Raw genomic sequence first — 17,856 nt, forward strand, 5'->3', positions numbered from 1 at the left:
CCTTCTCACCGGGTACCAGGTCTCCGCCGCCGCGTTCACCTGGCACGCCGGTACCGGTGAGTCACCCGCGCACGACCCGCTGACCCGCACCTACGCCAGCGGTGACGGACCCCGCGTCAACCCGTTCTTCCGCGCCCTGTACCGCGATACGGCCTCCGCCCTCAGCGGGCTCTTCGCCCGGGAGCACACCGCCCAGGTCGATCCTCCGGAGCGCGAACGGCGCGAGGAGGACTTCTCCGAGGCCCGGCTGAAGCTGCTGTACTGCTCGCCGACGATGGAGCTGGGCGTTGACATATCGTCACTCAACGCCGTCATGATGCGGAATGTACCGCCGACGCCCGCCAACTACGCCCAGCGCAGTGGCCGCGCCGGACGGTCGGGACAGCCCGCGCTCGTCACCACGTACTGCGCCACCGGCAACAGCCATGACCAGTACTACTTCCGCAACTCCCGGCTGATGGTCGCGGGCAGTGTCGCCCCGCCCCGCCTCGATCTCGCCAACGAGGATCTGGTCGCCTCCCACCTCCAGGCGATCTGCCTCGCCGAAGCCGGGCTGAAGCTGGGACGCTCGATCCCGGAAGTCATCGACATCGGTTACGCCGAGGGGTCGGACCGCCCCGAACCGGCGCTCGAACTCCACGATCACATCGCGGCAGCGCTCCACAACGCCCATGCCCAGACCCGTGCGGTGGAAGCCGCCCATCAGGTGCTGGGCGAACTGCTGCCCGCGTTCGCGGAGACGACCTGGTGGGACGACTCCTGGATCGAACAGCGGGTCCGCTCCGCGGGAACCGAGTTCGACAAGGCGTTCGACCGTTGGCGTGATCTGTTCCGCGCCGCCCTCGACGATCAGTGCATCCAGAACAAGCGGGTCCTCGACCACCAGCTCTCCGAGCGGGACCGCTCCTTCGCGGTCGCCCGCCGCAAGGAGGCCGAGACCCAGCTCAATCTGCTGAAGAACGAAGTCCCCGGCAGCCGGTCGGTCCTCTCCGACTTCAACCCCTACCGCTATCTCGCGTCCGAGGGCTGGCTGCCCGGCTACTCCTTCCCCCGGCTGCCGATCGCCGCCTACATCCCCACCGCGGGCCGCGGCTTCGGCGAAGGCGACTACCTTCAGCGCCCCCGCTTCGTCGCGATCAGCGAATTCGGTCCGGGAGCCCTCGTCTACCACGAAGGCTCCCGCTATCTGGTGGCCCGGGTGCAGCTGCCGCCCAGCTCCTCCGGCTCCATCGTCACCAGCGAGGCCCGCCGCTGTGAGCACTGCGGCTACCACCACAAGGCGGACGACGGCGCCGACCGCTGCGAGATGTGCGGCGAGCCGCTCACCACCACCCATGGGCTGCTCCAGCTGCACACCGTCTTCACCCAGCGGCGCGAACGCATCTCCTCCGACGAGGAAGAGCGCCGCAGAGCCGGATTCCGGCTCGTCACCTCCTACCAGTTCAGCAAGAAGAGCCTGCGCTCCGGCCGCCGGGACGCCGTACTCGCCGACCCCACCGGACCGTTCGCCACCCTCTCCTACGGTGACTCCGCGACCATCAGAGTGACCAACCTCGGACGCGTCCGGGCCAAGGCCGATGAACCGGACGGCTTCTGGCTCGACGCCGGCGACGGCCGCTGGATGACCGAACGCGACGCCGCCGAGGCGTACGGCGACTCCAGCGAGATGCCCCTCGTCGACGCCGACGGCAATGAGAAGCGGCTCAAAGCGCGTGTCATCCCGTACGTCGAGGATCGACGGAACATTCTCGTCGTCACGCTCGACACCCCACTCGACGAGCCGGTCGCCCGCTCCCTGATGTACGCGCTGGAGCGCGGCATCGAAGCCGCGTTCGAGCTGGAGGATTCCGAACTCACCAGCGAACTCCTCCCGCCCGACGACGGCCCCCGCAAGCGATTCCTCTTCACGGAAGCGGCGGAAGGCGGCGCCGGAGTGCTCCGCAGGCTCCAGTCCGAGCCCGGAGCGGTCGCCAGGGCGGCCCGTACCGCGCTCGGCATCTGCCACTTCGGCGCACACGGCGAGGACCTCGCCACCGCGGACACCGAGCGCCCCTGCGCCCGGGGCTGCTACGACTGCCTGCTCACCTTCAGCAACCAGCCCAGCCACGCGACGATCGACCGGCACTCCATCCGCGATCTGCTGCTGCGCCTCACCACGGCCGAGGCCCGGACCGCCGGGCGCGGCGAGAGCCGCAGCGAGCAGATGCAGCGGCTGGTCGGTGAGGCCGAAGAGCCCGTCAGCGGCCGGGAGCGCGACTTCCTCGGCTTCCTCAAGGAACGCGGACTACGACTTCCCGAGGCGGCCAGACCTCTGATCGCCGAAGCCCGGGCCCGGCCCGACTATGTGTTCCGGCTGCCCGGGGTGAAGGTGGCGGTCTTCATCGACAGCTCCGCCCAGGACCGCCCGGCGGCTGCGGGCGGCTCCGCCCACGACCGGCCGGCAGGCGTCGACAGCTCCCCCCACGACCGGCCGGCAGCTGTCGACGGCTCCGCCCAGGAGCAATCGGCCGCCGCCGAACGCGACGATGACGCGGAGGAACGTCTGTACGCCGCCGGCTGGGAGGTGGTCCGCTTCCGGCACGGCGACGACTGGGACGAGACGGTGGCACGCCACGCCCGGTACTTCGGCCCCGGTGATGCCCGATGACCGCCTCCTACACCGCCGGCGCCCTCGTCACAGCGCGCGACCGGGAGTGGATCGTGCTGCCCGACAGCACGCCGGACATGCTCGTCCTGCGCCCGCTCGGCGGTACGGAGGACGACATCGCCGCCGTCTTCCCCGCCATCGAGACGGTACGGGGCGCCCAGTTCGCGCCACCGTCCGCCGCCGACCTGGGCAACGCACAGGCCGCCGGAATGCTGCGCTCGGCGCTGCGCATCGGCTTCCGCTCCGGCGCGGGCCCCTTCCGCTCCCTCGCGGGCATCGCCGTCGAACCGCGCGCGTACCAGCTCGTACCGCTGCTCATGGCGCTGCGGCAGCCCACCGTACGCATGCTGATCTCCGATGACGTCGGCATCGGCAAGACCGTCGAGGCGGGGCTGATCGCCTCCGAGCTGCTCGCACAGGGGGAGGCCGCCCGTCTCGCGGTCCTGTGCCCGCCCGCCCTCGCCGAACAGTGGCAGGACGAGCTGCGCACCAAGTTCGGCATCGACGCCGAGCTGGTGCTCGCCTCCACCGTCTCCCGGCTGGAACGCGGCCTGGACCTCGGACAGTCGCTCTTCGACCGGTACCCGAACGTCGTGGTCTCCGCCGACTTCATCAAATCCACCCGCCACCGCGACGACTTCGTACGCCACTGCCCCGATCTGGTGATCGTGGACGAGGCCCACAGCTGCGTCTCCGCCGACGACACCGCATCCACGCACCACCAACTCCGCTACCAGCTGCTGAAACGCATCGCCGAGGACGAAGAGCGGCATCTGATCCTGGTCACCGCCACCCCGCACAGCGGCAAGGAGTCCGCCTTCCGCAATCTGCTCGGGCTGATACGGCCGGAACTCCGCACCGCCGACATCTCCGCACGCCGTGGCCGCGAACTCCTGGCCCGCCACTTCATCCAGCGTAAACGCGCGGACGTACGCGAGTATCTGACCAAGGAGGACGGGCTCGCCGACGACCGGCTGGCCGAGCGGACCGCGTTCCCGTCGGACCGGTTCTTCAAGGACGAGACCTATACGCTCTCCCCGGACTACCGTGCGCTCCTGGACGACGCCATCGCCTATGCGCGCGACCGGGTCACCGAGGCGGGCGACACGGACCGGAGCGCCTGGCTCTCCGCCATCACCCTGCTGCGCTCCCTCGTCTCCTCGCCGCGCGCCGCCGCCCAGTCGCTCCGCACCCGCTCCAGCGCGGCAGGCGCCCGGTCCGCGCGGAGCGGCCACGATCCGGCCCTGGCCCTCATCCAGGACGCCGTCGAGAACGACACCCTCGAAGGGCTCGACGTCGTACCGGGCGTCGATCCGGCCCTCGGCGACGCCGCCACCGCACATCTCGCCGGACTCGCCGCACGAGCCGAACGGCTGGAGGGCCCGGCCGCCGACCGCAAGCTCAAGGCCCTCATCCGGCATGTCCGGGCACTGCTCGACGACGGCTACCACCCGATCGTCTTCTGCCGCTTCATCGCCACGGCCGAGTATGTGGCGGAGGCGCTGGAGAGCGCGCTCGGCCCGCACACGACGGTCAGAGCCGTCACCGGGACGCTCTCCCCGCAGCAGCGCCTGGGCCGCATCGAGGACATCGCCCGGGAGGCCGGAGACCTGCCGGCCGCGCGCAGGGTGCTCGTGGCGACCGACTGTCTCTCGGAAGGGGTGAACCTTCAATTTCTCTTCGACGCGATCGTCCACTACGACCTCGCCTGGAACCCGACCCGGCACGACCAGCGCGAAGGCCGGATCGACCGGTACGGGCAGAAGCGCGATGAAGTACGGGTCATCACGCTCTACGGCACGGACAACGGCATCGACGGCAAGGTCCTCGACGTCCTCATCAGAAAGCACCGCCAGATCCGCAAGGACCTCGGCGTCTCCGTATCCGTACCCGATGAGACCTCGACGAGCGTCACCGACTCCATCGTCGAATGGCTGCTGATGAACGGCCGCCAGGACGGACAGCAGGAGTTCGACCTGGACGTGGTCGCCACCACGGCGGCGGCCCGGCTGGACGCCGAGTGGAACTCCGCCGCCGCACGCGAAGGCGCTTCCCGCTCCCGTTCCCGCTTCGCCCAGCGCGCCATCCAGCCCGGCGACGTCGCCCGCGAGGTGGCGGCCATCCGCGCCGCCCTCGGCCGCGCGGGCGAGATCCACTCCTTCACCCGCAACGCGCTGGCGGCCCTCGGCGGCGTCCTGCGCGGCCCCGGCGCGAGATCCGGCCCCGGCGACTTCACCGCCGACGTCAGCGGAACCCCGGCCGGACTCCGGGACGCCCTCGCCTCGGCCGTCGGCGGCGACATCGCCGAGCTGAACCGGCCGATCGCCTTCCGGACCACCCCCGCCGTCGCCCGTGGCGAGGCGGCCCTCGTCCGCACCGACCCCGTCGTCGGGGCGCTCGCCGGACATGTCCTCAACGCGGCCCTCGACCCCCGGACCGAAGGAGCCCGACCGGCCCGCAGATGCGGCGTCATCACCACGACGGCCGTCACGGAGCACACCACCCTCCTCCTGGTGCGCTACCGCTTCCAGCTCACCCTCCCCTCACGCACCGGCCGACGGCAGCTCGTCGCCGAAGACGCCCGGCTGCTGGCCTTCCAGGGACCGCCGCACAGAGCCCACTGGCTGCCCGAGGAGACCGCGACCCGCCTCCTGGACGCCGAGGCCACCGAGAACACCCACCCCCACTTCGGCGCACGCACCATGGAGCGGCTCCTCAGCCGGCTCTCCGCATGCCATGACCATCTGGAGACCCACGGAGAACGGCTCGCCGCCGATCTCGACGCCTCCCACCGCCGGGTCCGCACCGCCAACGACGAGATCGTGCGCGGTCTGCGCGTGGCGGCCCAGAAGCCGGCCGACGTCCTCGGCGCCTATGTCTACCTCCCCGCGACCGCCGAGGAGGCAGTCTGATGGCCGCTCTCCCCCGCGAACGGGAGCTGTCCGCCGTGCAGACGGTCGGCGGCCTCATCCCGCAGGACATGCTCGTCCGCATCTCCGAAGGCAAGGAGGTGAACGGGTCGGCCCCCGCCGACTACCACGTCATCGGCTCCCGCTCGGTGCAGGAGGAAGCCGAACGCCACTGGGGGTATCTGAAGTCCGTCTGGAGCGAGCTGCGCGGCAGACTGCCGGTCGCACCGGAGGCCGAAGCCCCGGCCGACCCCACCGGAGTCGCCATCGCCCGATGGCTGGAACCCCTCTTCGGCGAACTCGGCTTCGGCCGGCTGCCCGCACTCCCCGCCCCGGGGATCACGGCCGACGACGGCACCAAATCCTTCGCCGTCAGCCACCGCTGGAACCATGTGCCGATCCATATGACGCCATGGAACACCGGCCTCGACAAGAGACCGGGCGGACCGGGCGGCCTGGGCGGCCTGGGAACGGTCCCGCCCCACTCCCTCGTCCAGGAGTGCCTGAACCGTACGAGCGGTCATCTCTGGGCCGTCCTCACCAACGGCCGCCGATTACGGCTGCTCCGTGACTCCAGCGCGCTGGCCACCGCCTCCTACGTCGAGTTCGACCTCGAAGCGATCTTCGACGGCGAGCTGTTCAGCCAGTTCGTGCTGCTCTACCGGATGCTCCAGGTGTCCCGGTTCGACATCGCGGACGGCGCCACCCTGTCGTCCTGCTGGCTGGAGCGATGGCGTACGGAGGCCATCGAGTCCGGCACCCGCGCCCTCGACCAGCACCGCGACGGCGTCCAGCGCGCTGTCACCGTCCTCGGCACCGGCTTCCTCAGACACCCCGCCAACGCGGCCCTCCGCCAGAACCTGGACACCGAGGCGTTCCACGGCGCGCTGCTGCGTCTGACCTACCGGCTGATCTTCCTCTTCGTCGCAGAGGACCGAGGCGCCCTCCACCCGCCGGACACCGACGACCGGACACGGCAGCGGTACGCCCGCTACTTCTCCTCCGCCCGCCTCCGCCACCAGGCCACCCGCCGCCGGGGCACCGCGCACACCGATCTCTTCCAGGCGCTACGGCTCGTACTCGACGCGCTGGGCGACGACGACGGCCGTCCCGAGCTGGGCCTGCCCGGCCTCGGCGGCCTCTTCGACGACACCGAGGCGGACCGGCCGCTGCACGGTCTGACCCTGGCCAACGAGCACCTTCTTGAAGCCGTACGCAGCCTCTCCCGCGTACGCGACACCCGCTCGGGCCGATGGCGGGCGGTGGACTACGTCCATCTGGGCTCCGAGGAACTCGGCTCGATCTATGAGTCACTGCTGGAACTGGTTCCCAAGCACAATGGCACGGACGGCACCTTCGAACTGGTCAACCGCCTGGGCAACAACCGCAAGAAGACGGGCAGCTACTTCACCCCCGGCTCCCTCATCGAGACCCTGCTCGACTCGACCCTCGACCCGGTCATCACCGACGCCCAGAAGCGCGGCGCGGCCCGAGCCGCCGCGTCGGGACAGGCCGACCCCACCGCCGCGACCCTCGACGAACTGCAAGCCCTGACGGTCTGCGACCCCGCCTGCGGATCGGGCCACTTCCTGGTCGCCTCCGCCCGCCGGATCGCCAAACAGGTGGCGGCCGTACGCGAACGGAATCCGGAGCCGACACAGGACGCCATCCGCCGGGCCCTGCATGAGGTCATAGCCCGCTCCGTCTACGGAGTCGACCTCAACCCGATGGCGGTCGATCTGGCCAAGGTCTCGCTCTGGATGGAGGCCATGGAACCGGGCCGGCCGATGAGCTTCCTCGACGCGCACATCAAGCACGGGAACGCGTTGATCGGCGCGATGCCCAAGCTGTTGCGGGGCGGCATTCCGAACAAGGCGTTCAAGGCGGTGGAGGGGGATGACGCCAAGTACGCGGCGTCGCTGGCGAAGCGGAACAACGAGCACCTCAAGGGACAGGGCGAGTTCTCCATCCTGGACCAGGAGGAAAGGGTGTCCAACGCGTCCTTCGCCCGTGGTCTGCGCCGCATCATTGCCGCACCCTCAGGCCACCTCCGCCAGGTCCGCGACCAGGCGGCCGCCTATAGGCGATGGCGGGAGGCCACCGCCTACACGGAGGCCCTGCACCATGCGGACACCTGGTGCGCGGCGTTCTTCTGGCACAAGACGAAGGACGCTCCGCCGCCGGTGACCCATGAGGTCTTCCGCTCCGAAGAAGCCACACAGGCGACTCACGACGAGATCGACCGGCTGCGCGGGGAGTACCGCTTCTTCCACTGGCATCTGGAGTTCCCGCAGATATTCAGAGTGCCCGAGCCGGGCGACGAGGACGCTGAGGTGGACCCCGAGACCGGGTGGGCCGGTGGCTTCGACTGCGTGGTGGGGAACCCGCCATGGGGAAAGGTCGATTTCGAGGACCTGAAGTATTTCAGTGTTGTCGAGCCGTCGATCGCCGAAGTGGCGGGTGTGGTGCGGCGAACGCGGATCAAGGAGTGGGCCCTGGGGAATCCGGAAGCGGGCAGGCGGTATGCGCAGGAGATCCGGAAGGTGAAGTCAACGTTCCTTTTCTTCAGTGGCTCCGGGGCGTTCCCTCTCTGCGCGCAGGGCCTCACGCTCAGAGGCAGCACTATGCTCCAGACGGATCAGCTCTTCACTGAGAGATTCGCGTCGATCGTCGGTCCTGAGGGGCGCTCCGGATGCATCGTCCCCACGGCTATAGCGACTGGAGCGGGTGCACAGTACCTCTTCGGAAATCTGACTCGGAGGGGCGGGATTGCGTCGCTCTATGATTTCGAGAACCGCAAGCCGCTCTTCTCGGGAGTGGACTCTCGCTATAAATTCTGCCTGCTCTCGATCGTCGGTCGAACTAGCAGTGAGGTCGCAGCGAAATTCGCCTTCTTCCTTCTGGATGCGGGGGATCTTGAGGATGTGGGGCGGGTCTTCACGCTCAGCCCCGAAGAGATCGCCCTGATCAACCCCAACACCGGGACGCTGCCGGTATTTCGCACCAGACGGGACGCTGATCTCACAGTGTCGATATACCGGCGCGTTCCCGTCCTGCGGGGGGAGGCCAACAACGCGGAGGATCGCTGGAGTGTCACTTTCAAGGCGGGTCTCTTCCATATGACCGACGACTCCGACCTCTTTCGGACAACTGATGAACTCGAAGCCGATGGCTGGGAGCAGTCTGGAAATATCTTCACTCGTGGAGAAGATCGGATGCTGCCGTTGTACGAAGGGAAGATGGCTCATCACTTCGACCATCGATGGAATTCCTACCATGGCACGGGCAACGGGGATCGGCGGCTTCTCGATGAGGCCGAGAAGAAGTCTCCATCGACGGTGGCCTACCCGCGCTACTGGATCGCTGAGGGAGGGTTCATAAATACCGTGAGGAAGGGGGAGGAGAAGGAGATCTCGGGCATCAATGTCCGGCTGGAAGGCGTCCATTGGGAGAGAGATTGGATATGTGGCTGGCGTGATGTATGTAATAGTGTCAATGAGCGCACCGCCATCGCGGCATTCCTTCCGCGCGCCGCAGCCGGTCACACATTCCCCCTGATGCTGCCCGATGTCTCCCCCACCCTCGCCGCAGCACTCATCGCCACCCAGAGCTCCCTGGTCTTCGATTTCGTCAGCCGACAGAAGATCGGCGGCACCAGCATGGGGCTCTACATCTGGAAGCAGCTCCCCGTCCCCACCCCGGACTCGCTCACCCCCCACCTCCCCTTCCTCGTTCCCCGCGTTCTCGAGCTCGTCTACACCGCCTACGACATGACCCCACTCGCCCGCGACCTGGGCGATTCAGGTCCCCCCTTCCAGTGGGACGAAGCCCGCCGCGCCCAGTTACGCGCCGAGCTCGACGCCTACTTCTTCCGTCTCTACGGCATCGAACGGCCGGATGTCGACTACATCCTGGAGACCTTCCAGACCGGGACCGGGGGTCTCAAGAACAACGAGATCGCCAAGTACGGCACTTACCGCACCAAAGACCTGGTCCTTGCCGCATACGACCGCATGGCACCCGCGGGCGCCGGGCTCGAAACTCCGCTGCGGGACGGGGAGAACTATCTGTCGCCCTTGAACCCGCCCCCGGGCGACGGGCCGCGCCATCCGGCACAGCGGGAAGAGGGGCCGGTCTGAGGCGGCACGGCAGACTCGTGCGTACCGTGGGGCGTACGCCCGCCCGAGTGATCCAGGAGAGTCATGGCCGAGGAGTATCCGGAGTTCCGGCTGAGACTGCCCAACGGCGGTCCGGAGGCCCGAGGACGGCTGCTGTCGGAGAAGGGGACGAACGGCAGCCAGAGATTCGTGGTCCTGGCCGGGTCGCCGGTCCGGCCCGAGGTGGTGCCGTCGTTCCCGTCGCGGATGCCCTCTTCGTACGAACTGCGGCAGCGGAAGATCGCGGACGGGGCGATCCAGGAGTCCGGGACTTGGCCGGGCCGGCTGGAGACGACCGAGGACATCACGTGCAACTCGCCCTCGGCCGCCGCCGAGATACTCGTCGGCCGCAGTGCCAACGGCTGGAAGGAGTGGAAGACGGAGGACGGTCATCCGCTGTCCGACTTCATCGATCAGGTCTGGCCCGGCCCGGTCCGTGCCTGGCTTGTCCGGGGGGCCAATGTCTTCGGACGGGATCTCGTCCAGCGGATGTGGCTGGACGAGGGCCGGGTCACTCTCGCGGCCAGACATCTGCGCCAGGACGCCGTGGGGATGCTCCGGAAGGACCAGCTGCGGAACGCGGTCGAGGAGGACTACGAGTCGACGGCCACGTACGGTCAGAAGGCCCAGCTCGTCGAGGAGTTCCACGCCTTCCTCACCCGGATGAGGCCCGGTGACACCGTCTGCACGCTCTCCGAGGGACGGATGTTCGTCGGGGAGATCGCCGGGGCCGCCGAGCAGATCCCGTCCGATGACGGGCGTTCCAATCTGCGGCGGCCCGTCGAATGGCGGACTGCCCACGACTACCGCGAGCTGCCCCCGGACTTGGTGCGGAAGCTGGGCACGGGGCACGATGTCGTCGAACTCACCGCGGTGAAGGGGCTGCTCGACGGCCTCGGGATGACCGATGAGGAACTGGTCGAGGAGGCCGAGGCCGCAGATCGCGATCCGAGTGTGGAGATCCCCACGATCACCGCCCGGCGCGTGCTGGAACTGCCCGAGCCGACCGAAGAGCTGGCCGACACGCTGAATGTGCACAGCGTCGGCTGGCTGCGGGAGATCCGGGATCTCCTCCGGGACGAGAAGCAAATCGTGCTGTACGGCCCGCCGGGCACGGGCAAGACGCATCTGGCGATGGAGCTGGCGGAGTTCCTCGGCGGCGGGCCCGAGCAGGTGAAACTGGTGCAGTTCCATCCCTCGTACGCGTATGAGGACTTCTTCGAGGGGTTCAGACCGCGCGAGGACCCGGGCACCAGGGAGGTCGCCTTCCGGCTGACGCCGGGCCCGCTGCGGGAGCTCGCCGATCTCGCCGACAGCGAGGGCAATCGCCATATCCCGCATTTTCTGATCATCGATGAGATCAATCGCGCCAATCTGGCGAAGGTCTTCGGCGAGCTCTACTTTCTGCTGGAGTACCGCCGCAGGACGGTGCGGCTCACCTACTCGGGCGATGACTTCGCCCTGCCGCCGAATCTGTTCGTCATCGGCACCATGAACACCGCGGACCGTTCCATCGCCCTGGTGGACGCGGCGATGCGGCGGCGGTTCGCGTTCGTGGAACTCTCCCCGGGAGCCGAGCCGACGAGCGGGCTGCTCGGCCGCTGGCTGAAGAAGGAGGGGAAGGACGGCGAACCGGCGGATCTCCTGGGCGCGCTGAACTCCCGTATCGACGACGCCGACTTCCGTATCGGCCCCGCGTATCTGATGAAACCGGGGGTCTACCGCGAGGGCGGACTCGAACGCACCTGGCGGACCAGGATTCTGCCGTTGCTGGAGGAACACCACTACGGCGAGGGAGTCGACGTCGGGAAGCGGTATGGGCTCGCGGCACTGAGGGCCGCTCTGGCGGCCGGTGGTGGGAACGGCGGCGGCAAGGGCGGCAGCGACAGCGAACAAGGTGAGTACGAGGAGTGACCGCGGTCGTCGAACTGGTCGAGCACGCCCGGCCCGTCACCCTGGCCCTTCCGGGCGCGGTGGGACGCGCGCTCGCCGCCTCCCGGATCGTGGACGCCGCCCCCGACCCGTACACCGCCGGACAGTGGAGACTGAAGGCGGGCAGCAAGGTCGGCGCGGTGACGGTCGGCGTGCCCGGTGCGGAGCCCGTGGTGCTGCGGATCACCCCCAAGGTGCCGATCGCCCGGCTGTTCTTTCTGCTCGGCTACAGCCGCGACCCGCGCGGATGGCGGGACGGCGAAGTCGACGTCGCCGAGCACCGTGAGGTGCTGCCCGCCCTGGCGTACGCGTATGAACGCCTGCTCGACCGGGCGATCGGGCGGGGACTGCTCCAGGGGTATCGCGAGACGACGGACACGTCTTTGGTGGTGCGCGGCAGGATCCGGGAGGCCGAGCAGATCCGGCGGCGGTTCGACGCGCCGCTCCCGGTGGAGATCTCGTACGACGAGTTCACCACCGACACGGCCGAGAACCGGCTGCTACGGGCCGCGGCCGAACGGCTGCTGTGCCTGCCCGGCGTGGACCGTGACACCCGGCGCCGACTGCTGCGTCAGCGGACCCGGCTCGCGGAGGTCACACCGCTGACGCCGGGCCGGCCGCTGCCCCTCTGGCGGCCCACCCGCCTCAACGCCCGCTACCACCAGGCGCTCCATCTCGCGCGGGCCGTCCTCACCGGGTCCTCGGTGGAGCACGGCGCGGGCGCGCTGCGGATCGACGGCTTTCTCTTCGATATGAACAGGCTGTTCGAGGACTTTCTCTGCGTCGCGCTGCGGGAGGCGCTGATCCCGTACGGCGGACGGGGCTCCTTGCAGGCGAGCGGGGTGCATCTGGACGAGGACGACGCCATCAGGATGCGCCCGGATTTCGTCTGGTACGGGGAGGACGGCGTCCCGCGCGCTGTCGCCGACGCCAAGTACAAGGCGGAGAAACCCGAGGGGTACCCCGATGCCGACCTGTATCAGATGCTCGCCTACTGCACGGCGCTGGGGTTGAGCGAGGGGCATCTCGTCTATGCGCGGGGGAGGGCCGCCCATGCCGCTCATCGGGTGCGCCGGTCCGGGGTCGTGCTCCATCAGCACGCGCTCGACCTGGACCGTACCCCTTCCCTGCTCCTCGCCGGGGTGGCCGAGCTGGCCCGGGGGATGATCCGGACGGGGTGATCCTCGCAGCCGGCGTCGTGGGTGAACACGGTCCGGTCGGGGTGGAGGGTGAGAGTGCCCGCCTTGACCCCGTTCCATCGGAAGCCGTCGCCGTGGTAGCGCGGTGTGATGTAGCTCCAGTGCTGATTGCCCGCCAGGACATAGCCGAGCGCGTCGAGATACACGGCGACATCGCGAGTCGGCGAGGTGCGCAGCACCTCGTCCCGGGCGGCGATGAAGGCCGCTTCCGCCTCGTCGATGAAGCCGCAGGTCCGGTCGATCGCCTCCTGGAGGGGGACGCCGTCCCGCGCGCAGATCACGCTGATCACGTTGAAGCACTGGCCTTCGTACGCCTCCTTCCGGAAGGAGAAGAGGTCGTTGACCAGCGCGATGTGCTCCAGGGCGCGCAGCGTGACGTGCTCGATCCCGTCGAGCTCGGTATCGGGGAGGGCGATGTCCATCCCCGCTTCGAGCAGCGCCAGGAAGAAGCGCATGTCGACGCACTCACGCCGGATCATGAGGAACTGCTCCATGTCCGGCAGCGCTTGAGCGTGGCCGTAGACGTTCTCCCTGGCGACGGCGTCGAGATACCGTTCCGTACAGTCCGTCAGCCGTCGGATCAGCGGGCCGGGAAATGCGGCTGTCGTGCGGCCCCATAGGTCCTCCATGGCCGCGTCGAGCACGGTGGCGGCGCCGGAGAGTTCGCCCGTGGCCATCAGGCGCAGCAGCCGTCGCATCAGATGCCCGGGTGACTCGCGCAGCGTGATGGCATCGTCGAAGGCGAAGAACAGCGTCGTCCACTCCGTGTAGAGGAGCTGGACTTCGGGGGTGACCAGGGGAGCGACATAGCAGCCCCAGAGCCCGATGTGCTGCTGGATCTGCGCTTCCAGCTCATCGGCGGGGAAGGCCGGGGCGAGATGGCTGCGCGTCCAGCACGCGTTCGCGTGCTCGACGGCGGGCAGGTCGGGGTGGACGAGGAGCGGCAGCCGGGTGGAGAGAGGGGGCAGCCGGAAACTGTCCCCGTCGAGGAAGGTCTGGACGGCCGGGGCCGGCTTCCGGGGCGGTACGGGGGGTGCGGCGGTTCCCGTGCGGTCGGACGGTGTGCCGATGGTCTGGCCGGGCGGGTGTCCAGTCACGCGATGACTCCTCTTCGGACCGTTGGAGAGGTGCGTCTGGGCGAACGGTTGCGCGCGCGTCCGGGTTCAGCGCGGCGGCCGGGGGGAACTGGCGGCGGTCGCACCCGGCGTACGGGTGGTACGGAACGTCAGTTCGACATGTCCATGATTACAGCATCTTTTTCTCCCGCGTCGATGGACCGGACGCGGAAGAGACGTCCCAAGGTCAGGAGTGGGCTGGAAGTCGCTCAACCGCCCCCGGGCGATCAACCCCGGTCGTTCTTCGCCACGTCACCGCCTGACACCGTCACCGCCAAGGGCCGGAATCCGGCCCCTGGCGGCTCCGGGACGACGCCTTCGACGGGAGTCGACCGGACACACGACTCGTTGTAGGGTAGGCAAACAGCCCTTGACCTGCATATACGCAGGCAGGGAGCCGAGATCCGGGAGTACCTCGATGCTGCGCACCATGTTCAAGTCCAAGATCCACCGTGCCACCGTGACCCACGCCGATCTGCACTACGTGGGGTCCGTCACCATCGACGCGGAGCTGATGGAGGCGGCGGATCTGCTGCCCGGCGAGCTCGTCCACATCGTCGACATCACCAATGGCGCACGGCTGGAGACCTATGTCATCGAGGGCGAGCGCGGCTCCGGTGTCATCGGCGTCAACGGCGCGGCGGCCCATCTGGTCCACCCCGGCGATCTGGTCATCCTGATCAGCTATGCCCAGGTCGACGATGCCGAGGCCCGCTCGCTGGCACCCCGGGTCGTCCATGTCGACGCCGCGAACGCGATCGTCGAGCTGGGCGCGGACGCCTCCGCGCCCGTACCCGGGAGCGATACCCGGCGCAGCCCGCACTCCGTCGGCTGACCGTGCGGTCGCCGGCCGAGTGAGGGAGTATGCCTGCCATGTCCGACACCCCAGCGATCGACATCCGTGACAACCGCGCGAAGGGCCTGCTGGAGGCGTACGAGAACGGCCGCCTCACCGGGCGTATCGCCTACTTCGTCCTTGACGCCGAACCGGCCGCCCTGGTCCCGGTGCACACCGTGGTGCGCCCCGAGTTCGAGGGCCGGGGCATCGCCGGAGCGCTGGTACGGGAGTTCTACGGGATCGCCGCCCGCGAGGGGGTCCCCGTGGTGCCGCTCTGCCCGTACGCCGCCGGATGGGCGCGGCGGCATCCCGAGGAAGCGCCCGAGGCCCCGGCCGACCTGGTCACGGCGGCCGAGCGCCAGCTCAAGGAGAACCCCGACCTCTGGTGAGCGGCGCGGAGCCGCCCGGGGGTAGTTTCTCGGTCATGATCGCTCTGCTGCACACCTCGCCGGTCCATGTCCCCGTCTTCGACGCCCTGCGCGACGAGGACCACCCCGGTGTGGATCTGCGCCATCTCGTACACGAGGACCTGCTGGAGCGGGCCGTCGCGCACGGCCCCGGAGCCGTCGCCCAGGAGGTCGCCGAGGTGATCGCCGGAGCCGTCGCCGGGGGAGCCCGTGCCGTGCTCTGCACCTGTTCCACGCTGGGCGCGGTCGCCGAAGAGGGCGCGGGCGGTCTCGGCGTGCCGGTGCTGCGGGTGGACCGCCCGATGGCCGCCGAGGCGGCGCGGACGGGCCGCCGCATCGTCGTGATCGCCGCACTGCACAGCACCCTGGAGCCCACCGCCGCCCTGATCCGCGCCGAGGCCGATGCGCCGGAGCTGCGGACCGTGCTGGTGGAGGGGGCCTGGGAGCGGTTCCAGGCGGGCGACCGGGAGGGCTATCTCGACGCGGTGGCCGCCGCGGTCGACACGGTGCGTGACGCCGATGTGATCGTGCTCGCCCAGGCGTCGATGGCGGACGCGGCCGAGCGCGCCGCCACCGACGTGCCCGTACTGTCCAGCCCCCGCCCCGGGCTGCGCGCCGCGGTGACGGCCGGTAGCCGGTAGCCGGTAGCCAGGGGCCATCCCCCCCGTAGGGTGCGCGGCCCCGGTCCGGTGCCGCGCACCGGACCGGAGCGGATTCCGCGCGCGGGGGACACTGGACGGGGAGACAGTGGGAACGCACGACTCCGATCCCTGGAGGTCCGGCATGACCCAGCCGCCGCCCGTACCGCCCGCGCCCATGCCGACGCCGGGACCGCCGGTTCCGCCGCCGGGGCCGCTGCCCGGTCCGGTGCCCACCCCCTCGCCGCCGCCCGTGCCGACGCCGGACCCGGTCCCGAGACCCCCCACACCGGGCCCCGAGCCCTCCCCCGAGCCGGAGCCCGCCCCGGGCCCCGTCTGAGATCCGGTCCGAGTCCGGTCTGGGTCCGGTCTGAGATCCGCCGGGCCGCGGCCAGGGGCCGGGCGGCAGGGAACCGCCTTGCCCCGCCCCGCCCGGCCCACGGCAGGGCGCCCCTCAGCCCGTGGAGACCTCCGAACGGTCACCGCCCCACAGCGTGTGGAACGAACCGTCCCGGTCCGTCCGCCGATAGGTGTGCGCCCCGAAGAAGTCGCGCTGGCCCTGGGTCAGCGCCGCGGGCAGCCGCTCCGACCGCAGCGCGTCGTAGTACGCCAGGGCCGCCGCGAAGCCCGGCGTCGGGACCCCCTGGCGCGCGGCCGTGGCCACCACCTCCCGCCAGTCGTCCTGCGCCGCCCCGATCTCCTTTGCGAACTGCTTGTCCGACAGCAGGCTCGGCAGATCGCGCTGAGCGTCGTACGCGCCCCGGATCCGGTCCAGGAACGCCGCTCTGATGATGCAGCCCGCCCGCCAGATCGCCGCCACCGAACCGAGGTCGACGTCCCAGCCGTACGCCTCGCTGCCCGCCTGGATCTGGTGGAAGCCCTGGGTGTACGACACGATCTTCGACGCGTACAGCGCCTGCTCGACCTGTGCGGCGAACCGCTCGGCCCGCTGGTCGTCCAGCGGCTGGGGAACGGGCCCCGGCAGCCCGCGCGAGGCCGCGCGCAGCTCCGCGTGGCCCGAGAGCGAACGGGCGAAGACCGCCTCCGCGATACCGGAGACCGGGACCCCCAGATCGAGCGCGATCTGCACGGTCCAGCGGCCCGTGCCCTTCTGCTCCGCCTGGTCCGTGACGATGTCGACGAACGGCTTCCCGGTCGCCGCGTCCGTGTGCGCCAGCACCTCGGCGGTGATCTCGATCAGATACGAGTCCAGCCGGCCCGTGTTCCAGGTGCGGAAGGTCTCCGCGATCCGCGCCGGGGAGTAGCCCGCCACCGACCGCAGCAGATGGTAGGCCTCGGCGATCAGCTGCATATCCGCGTACTCGATGCCGTTGTGCACCATCTTGACGAAGTGACCCGCGCCGTCCGGGCCGATATGCGCCACGGTGGGCGTGCCGTCGGGCGCCTTCGCCGCGATCCGCTCCAGGAGCGGGCCGAGCGAGTCGTATGACTCGGTCGAGCCTCCCGGCATGATGCTCGGGCCGTGGAGCGCGCCCTCCTCGCCGCCGGAGATGCCCACACCCACGAAGTGGATCCCGCGCTTCCGGAGCTCCTTCTCCCGGCGGCGCGTGTCGGCGAAGTGGGCGTTGCCGCCGTCGATGATGACATCGCCCTCCTCCAGCAGCGGGGCGAACTCCTCGATCACGGCGTCCGTCGGGTCACCGGCCTTGACCATGATGATCAGCCGGCGCGGTCGCTCCAGCGCCGCGACGAACTCCTCGGCCGACTCGGCGGCGACGAAGGCCCCCTCGTCGCCGAACTCCTCGACCAGCGCCCGGGTGCGGGCCGTCGTCCGATTGTGCACGGCGACGGTGAAGCCGTTGCGGGCGAAGTTGCGGGCGAGATTGCGGCCCATCACCGCGAGCCCGGTGACACCGATCTGGGCTGTTCCACTCATCTGTGCGCTCCCTGGGGTGGTGGCGATGTGACTGTCCGCCCTATGCCTACTCCATCTGTACGGGTGGACTCAGGACATTCACCGATCTTCGAGGGCTCCGGAGCGCCGCGCATTCCG

The 17,856-nt window shown here is 69.7% G+C and carries 10 protein-coding genes; 8 read left to right on the plus strand and 2 right to left on the minus strand.

What is annotated here, in order from left to right:
* From FF041_RS36795 to FF041_RS36815, 5 genes are all read left to right on the plus strand, one after another.
* Positions 1–2,647: DUF1998 domain-containing protein (locus FF041_RS36795; protein WP_153527078.1), on the plus strand; the 2,647-nt coding region annotated here is incomplete at its 5' end.
* A complete protein-coding gene (locus tag FF041_RS36800; RefSeq protein WP_153527058.1) occupies positions 2,644–5,559 on the plus strand; it encodes a DEAD/DEAH box helicase in 2,916 nt (971 codons plus the stop codon). The genes FF041_RS36795 and FF041_RS36800, both read left to right, overlap by 4 nt.
* On the plus strand, positions 5,559–9,695 hold the full coding sequence (locus FF041_RS36805; protein ID WP_153527060.1) for an Eco57I restriction-modification methylase domain-containing protein: 4,137 nt from the start codon (positions 5,559–5,561) through the stop codon (positions 9,693–9,695). The genes FF041_RS36800 and FF041_RS36805 overlap by 1 nt, the downstream gene beginning before the upstream one ends.
* Before the next feature lie 63 nt (positions 9,696–9,758).
* The gene (locus FF041_RS36810) at positions 9,759–11,627 is read left to right on the plus strand and encodes a DUF4357 domain-containing protein (RefSeq protein WP_153527062.1); all 1,869 of its coding nucleotides are present in this window, start codon (positions 9,759–9,761) and stop codon (positions 11,625–11,627) included.
* The gene (locus tag FF041_RS36815; protein WP_323393695.1) at positions 11,624–12,826 is read left to right on the plus strand and encodes an McrC family protein; all 1,203 of its coding nucleotides are present in this window, start codon (positions 11,624–11,626) and stop codon (positions 12,824–12,826) included. The genes FF041_RS36810 and FF041_RS36815 overlap by 4 nt, the downstream gene beginning before the upstream one ends.
* Here FF041_RS36815 and FF041_RS36820 read toward each other — a convergent pair.
* Complete coding sequence (locus FF041_RS36820) at positions 12,739–13,941, minus strand: terpene synthase family protein (protein ID WP_153527064.1); 1,203 nt, start codon at positions 13,939–13,941, stop codon at positions 12,739–12,741. The two genes, FF041_RS36815 and FF041_RS36820, sit on opposite strands and share 88 nt — an antisense overlap.
* 436 nt (positions 13,942–14,377) lie before the next feature.
* On the opposite strand from FF041_RS36820, the gene panD reads away from it, so the two are divergent.
* The 3 genes from panD to FF041_RS36835 are packed head-to-tail and all read left to right on the plus strand — an operon-like array spanning position 14,378 to position 15,845.
* Positions 14,378–14,794 (plus strand): aspartate 1-decarboxylase, encoded by a 417-nt coding sequence (gene panD / locus FF041_RS36825; RefSeq protein ID WP_153486179.1) that lies wholly within the window; start codon positions 14,378–14,380, stop codon positions 14,792–14,794.
* Between the two features lie 38 nt (positions 14,795–14,832).
* Positions 14,833–15,186: a GNAT family N-acetyltransferase gene (locus FF041_RS36830; protein WP_153527066.1), complete on the plus strand. Its 354-nt coding sequence runs from the start codon at positions 14,833–14,835 to the stop codon at positions 15,184–15,186.
* Positions 15,187–15,221: 35 nt separating this feature from the next.
* On the plus strand, positions 15,222–15,845 hold the full coding sequence (locus FF041_RS36835) for an aspartate/glutamate racemase family protein (protein WP_153527068.1): 624 nt from the start codon (positions 15,222–15,224) through the stop codon (positions 15,843–15,845).
* 451 nt (positions 15,846–16,296) lie between these two features.
* Here the strand turns inward: FF041_RS36835 and gndA are convergent, their stop codons facing one another.
* Positions 16,297–17,739, minus strand: coding sequence for an NADP-dependent phosphogluconate dehydrogenase (gndA, locus tag FF041_RS36840; RefSeq protein WP_153527070.1), 1,443 nt, complete (start codon positions 17,737–17,739; stop codon positions 16,297–16,299).
* Positions 17,740–17,856: the final 117 nt, after the last annotated feature.

It is taken from the genome of Streptomyces jumonjinensis, from assembly GCF_009600885.1.
Lineage (GTDB): Bacteria > Actinomycetota > Actinomycetes > Streptomycetales > Streptomycetaceae > Streptomyces > Streptomyces jumonjinensis.

Coding starts and splice junctions, on each gene's coding strand:
- FF041_RS36800 (WP_153527058.1), top strand. CDS start 2,644: ATGACCGCCTCCTACACCGCCGGCGCCCTCGTCACAGCGCGCGACCGG.
- FF041_RS36805 (WP_153527060.1), top strand. CDS start 5,559: ATGGCCGCTCTCCCCCGCGAACGGGAGCTGTCCGCCGTGCAGACGGTC.
- FF041_RS36810 (WP_153527062.1), top strand. CDS start 9,759: ATGGCCGAGGAGTATCCGGAGTTCCGGCTGAGACTGCCCAACGGCGGT.
- panD (WP_153486179.1), top strand. CDS start 14,378: ATGCTGCGCACCATGTTCAAGTCCAAGATCCACCGTGCCACCGTGACC.
- FF041_RS36830 (WP_153527066.1), top strand. CDS start 14,833: ATGTCCGACACCCCAGCGATCGACATCCGTGACAACCGCGCGAAGGGC.
- FF041_RS36835 (WP_153527068.1), top strand. CDS start 15,222: ATGATCGCTCTGCTGCACACCTCGCCGGTCCATGTCCCCGTCTTCGAC.
- gndA (WP_153527070.1), bottom strand. CDS start 17,739: ATGAGTGGAACAGCCCAGATCGGTGTCACCGGGCTCGCGGTGATGGGC.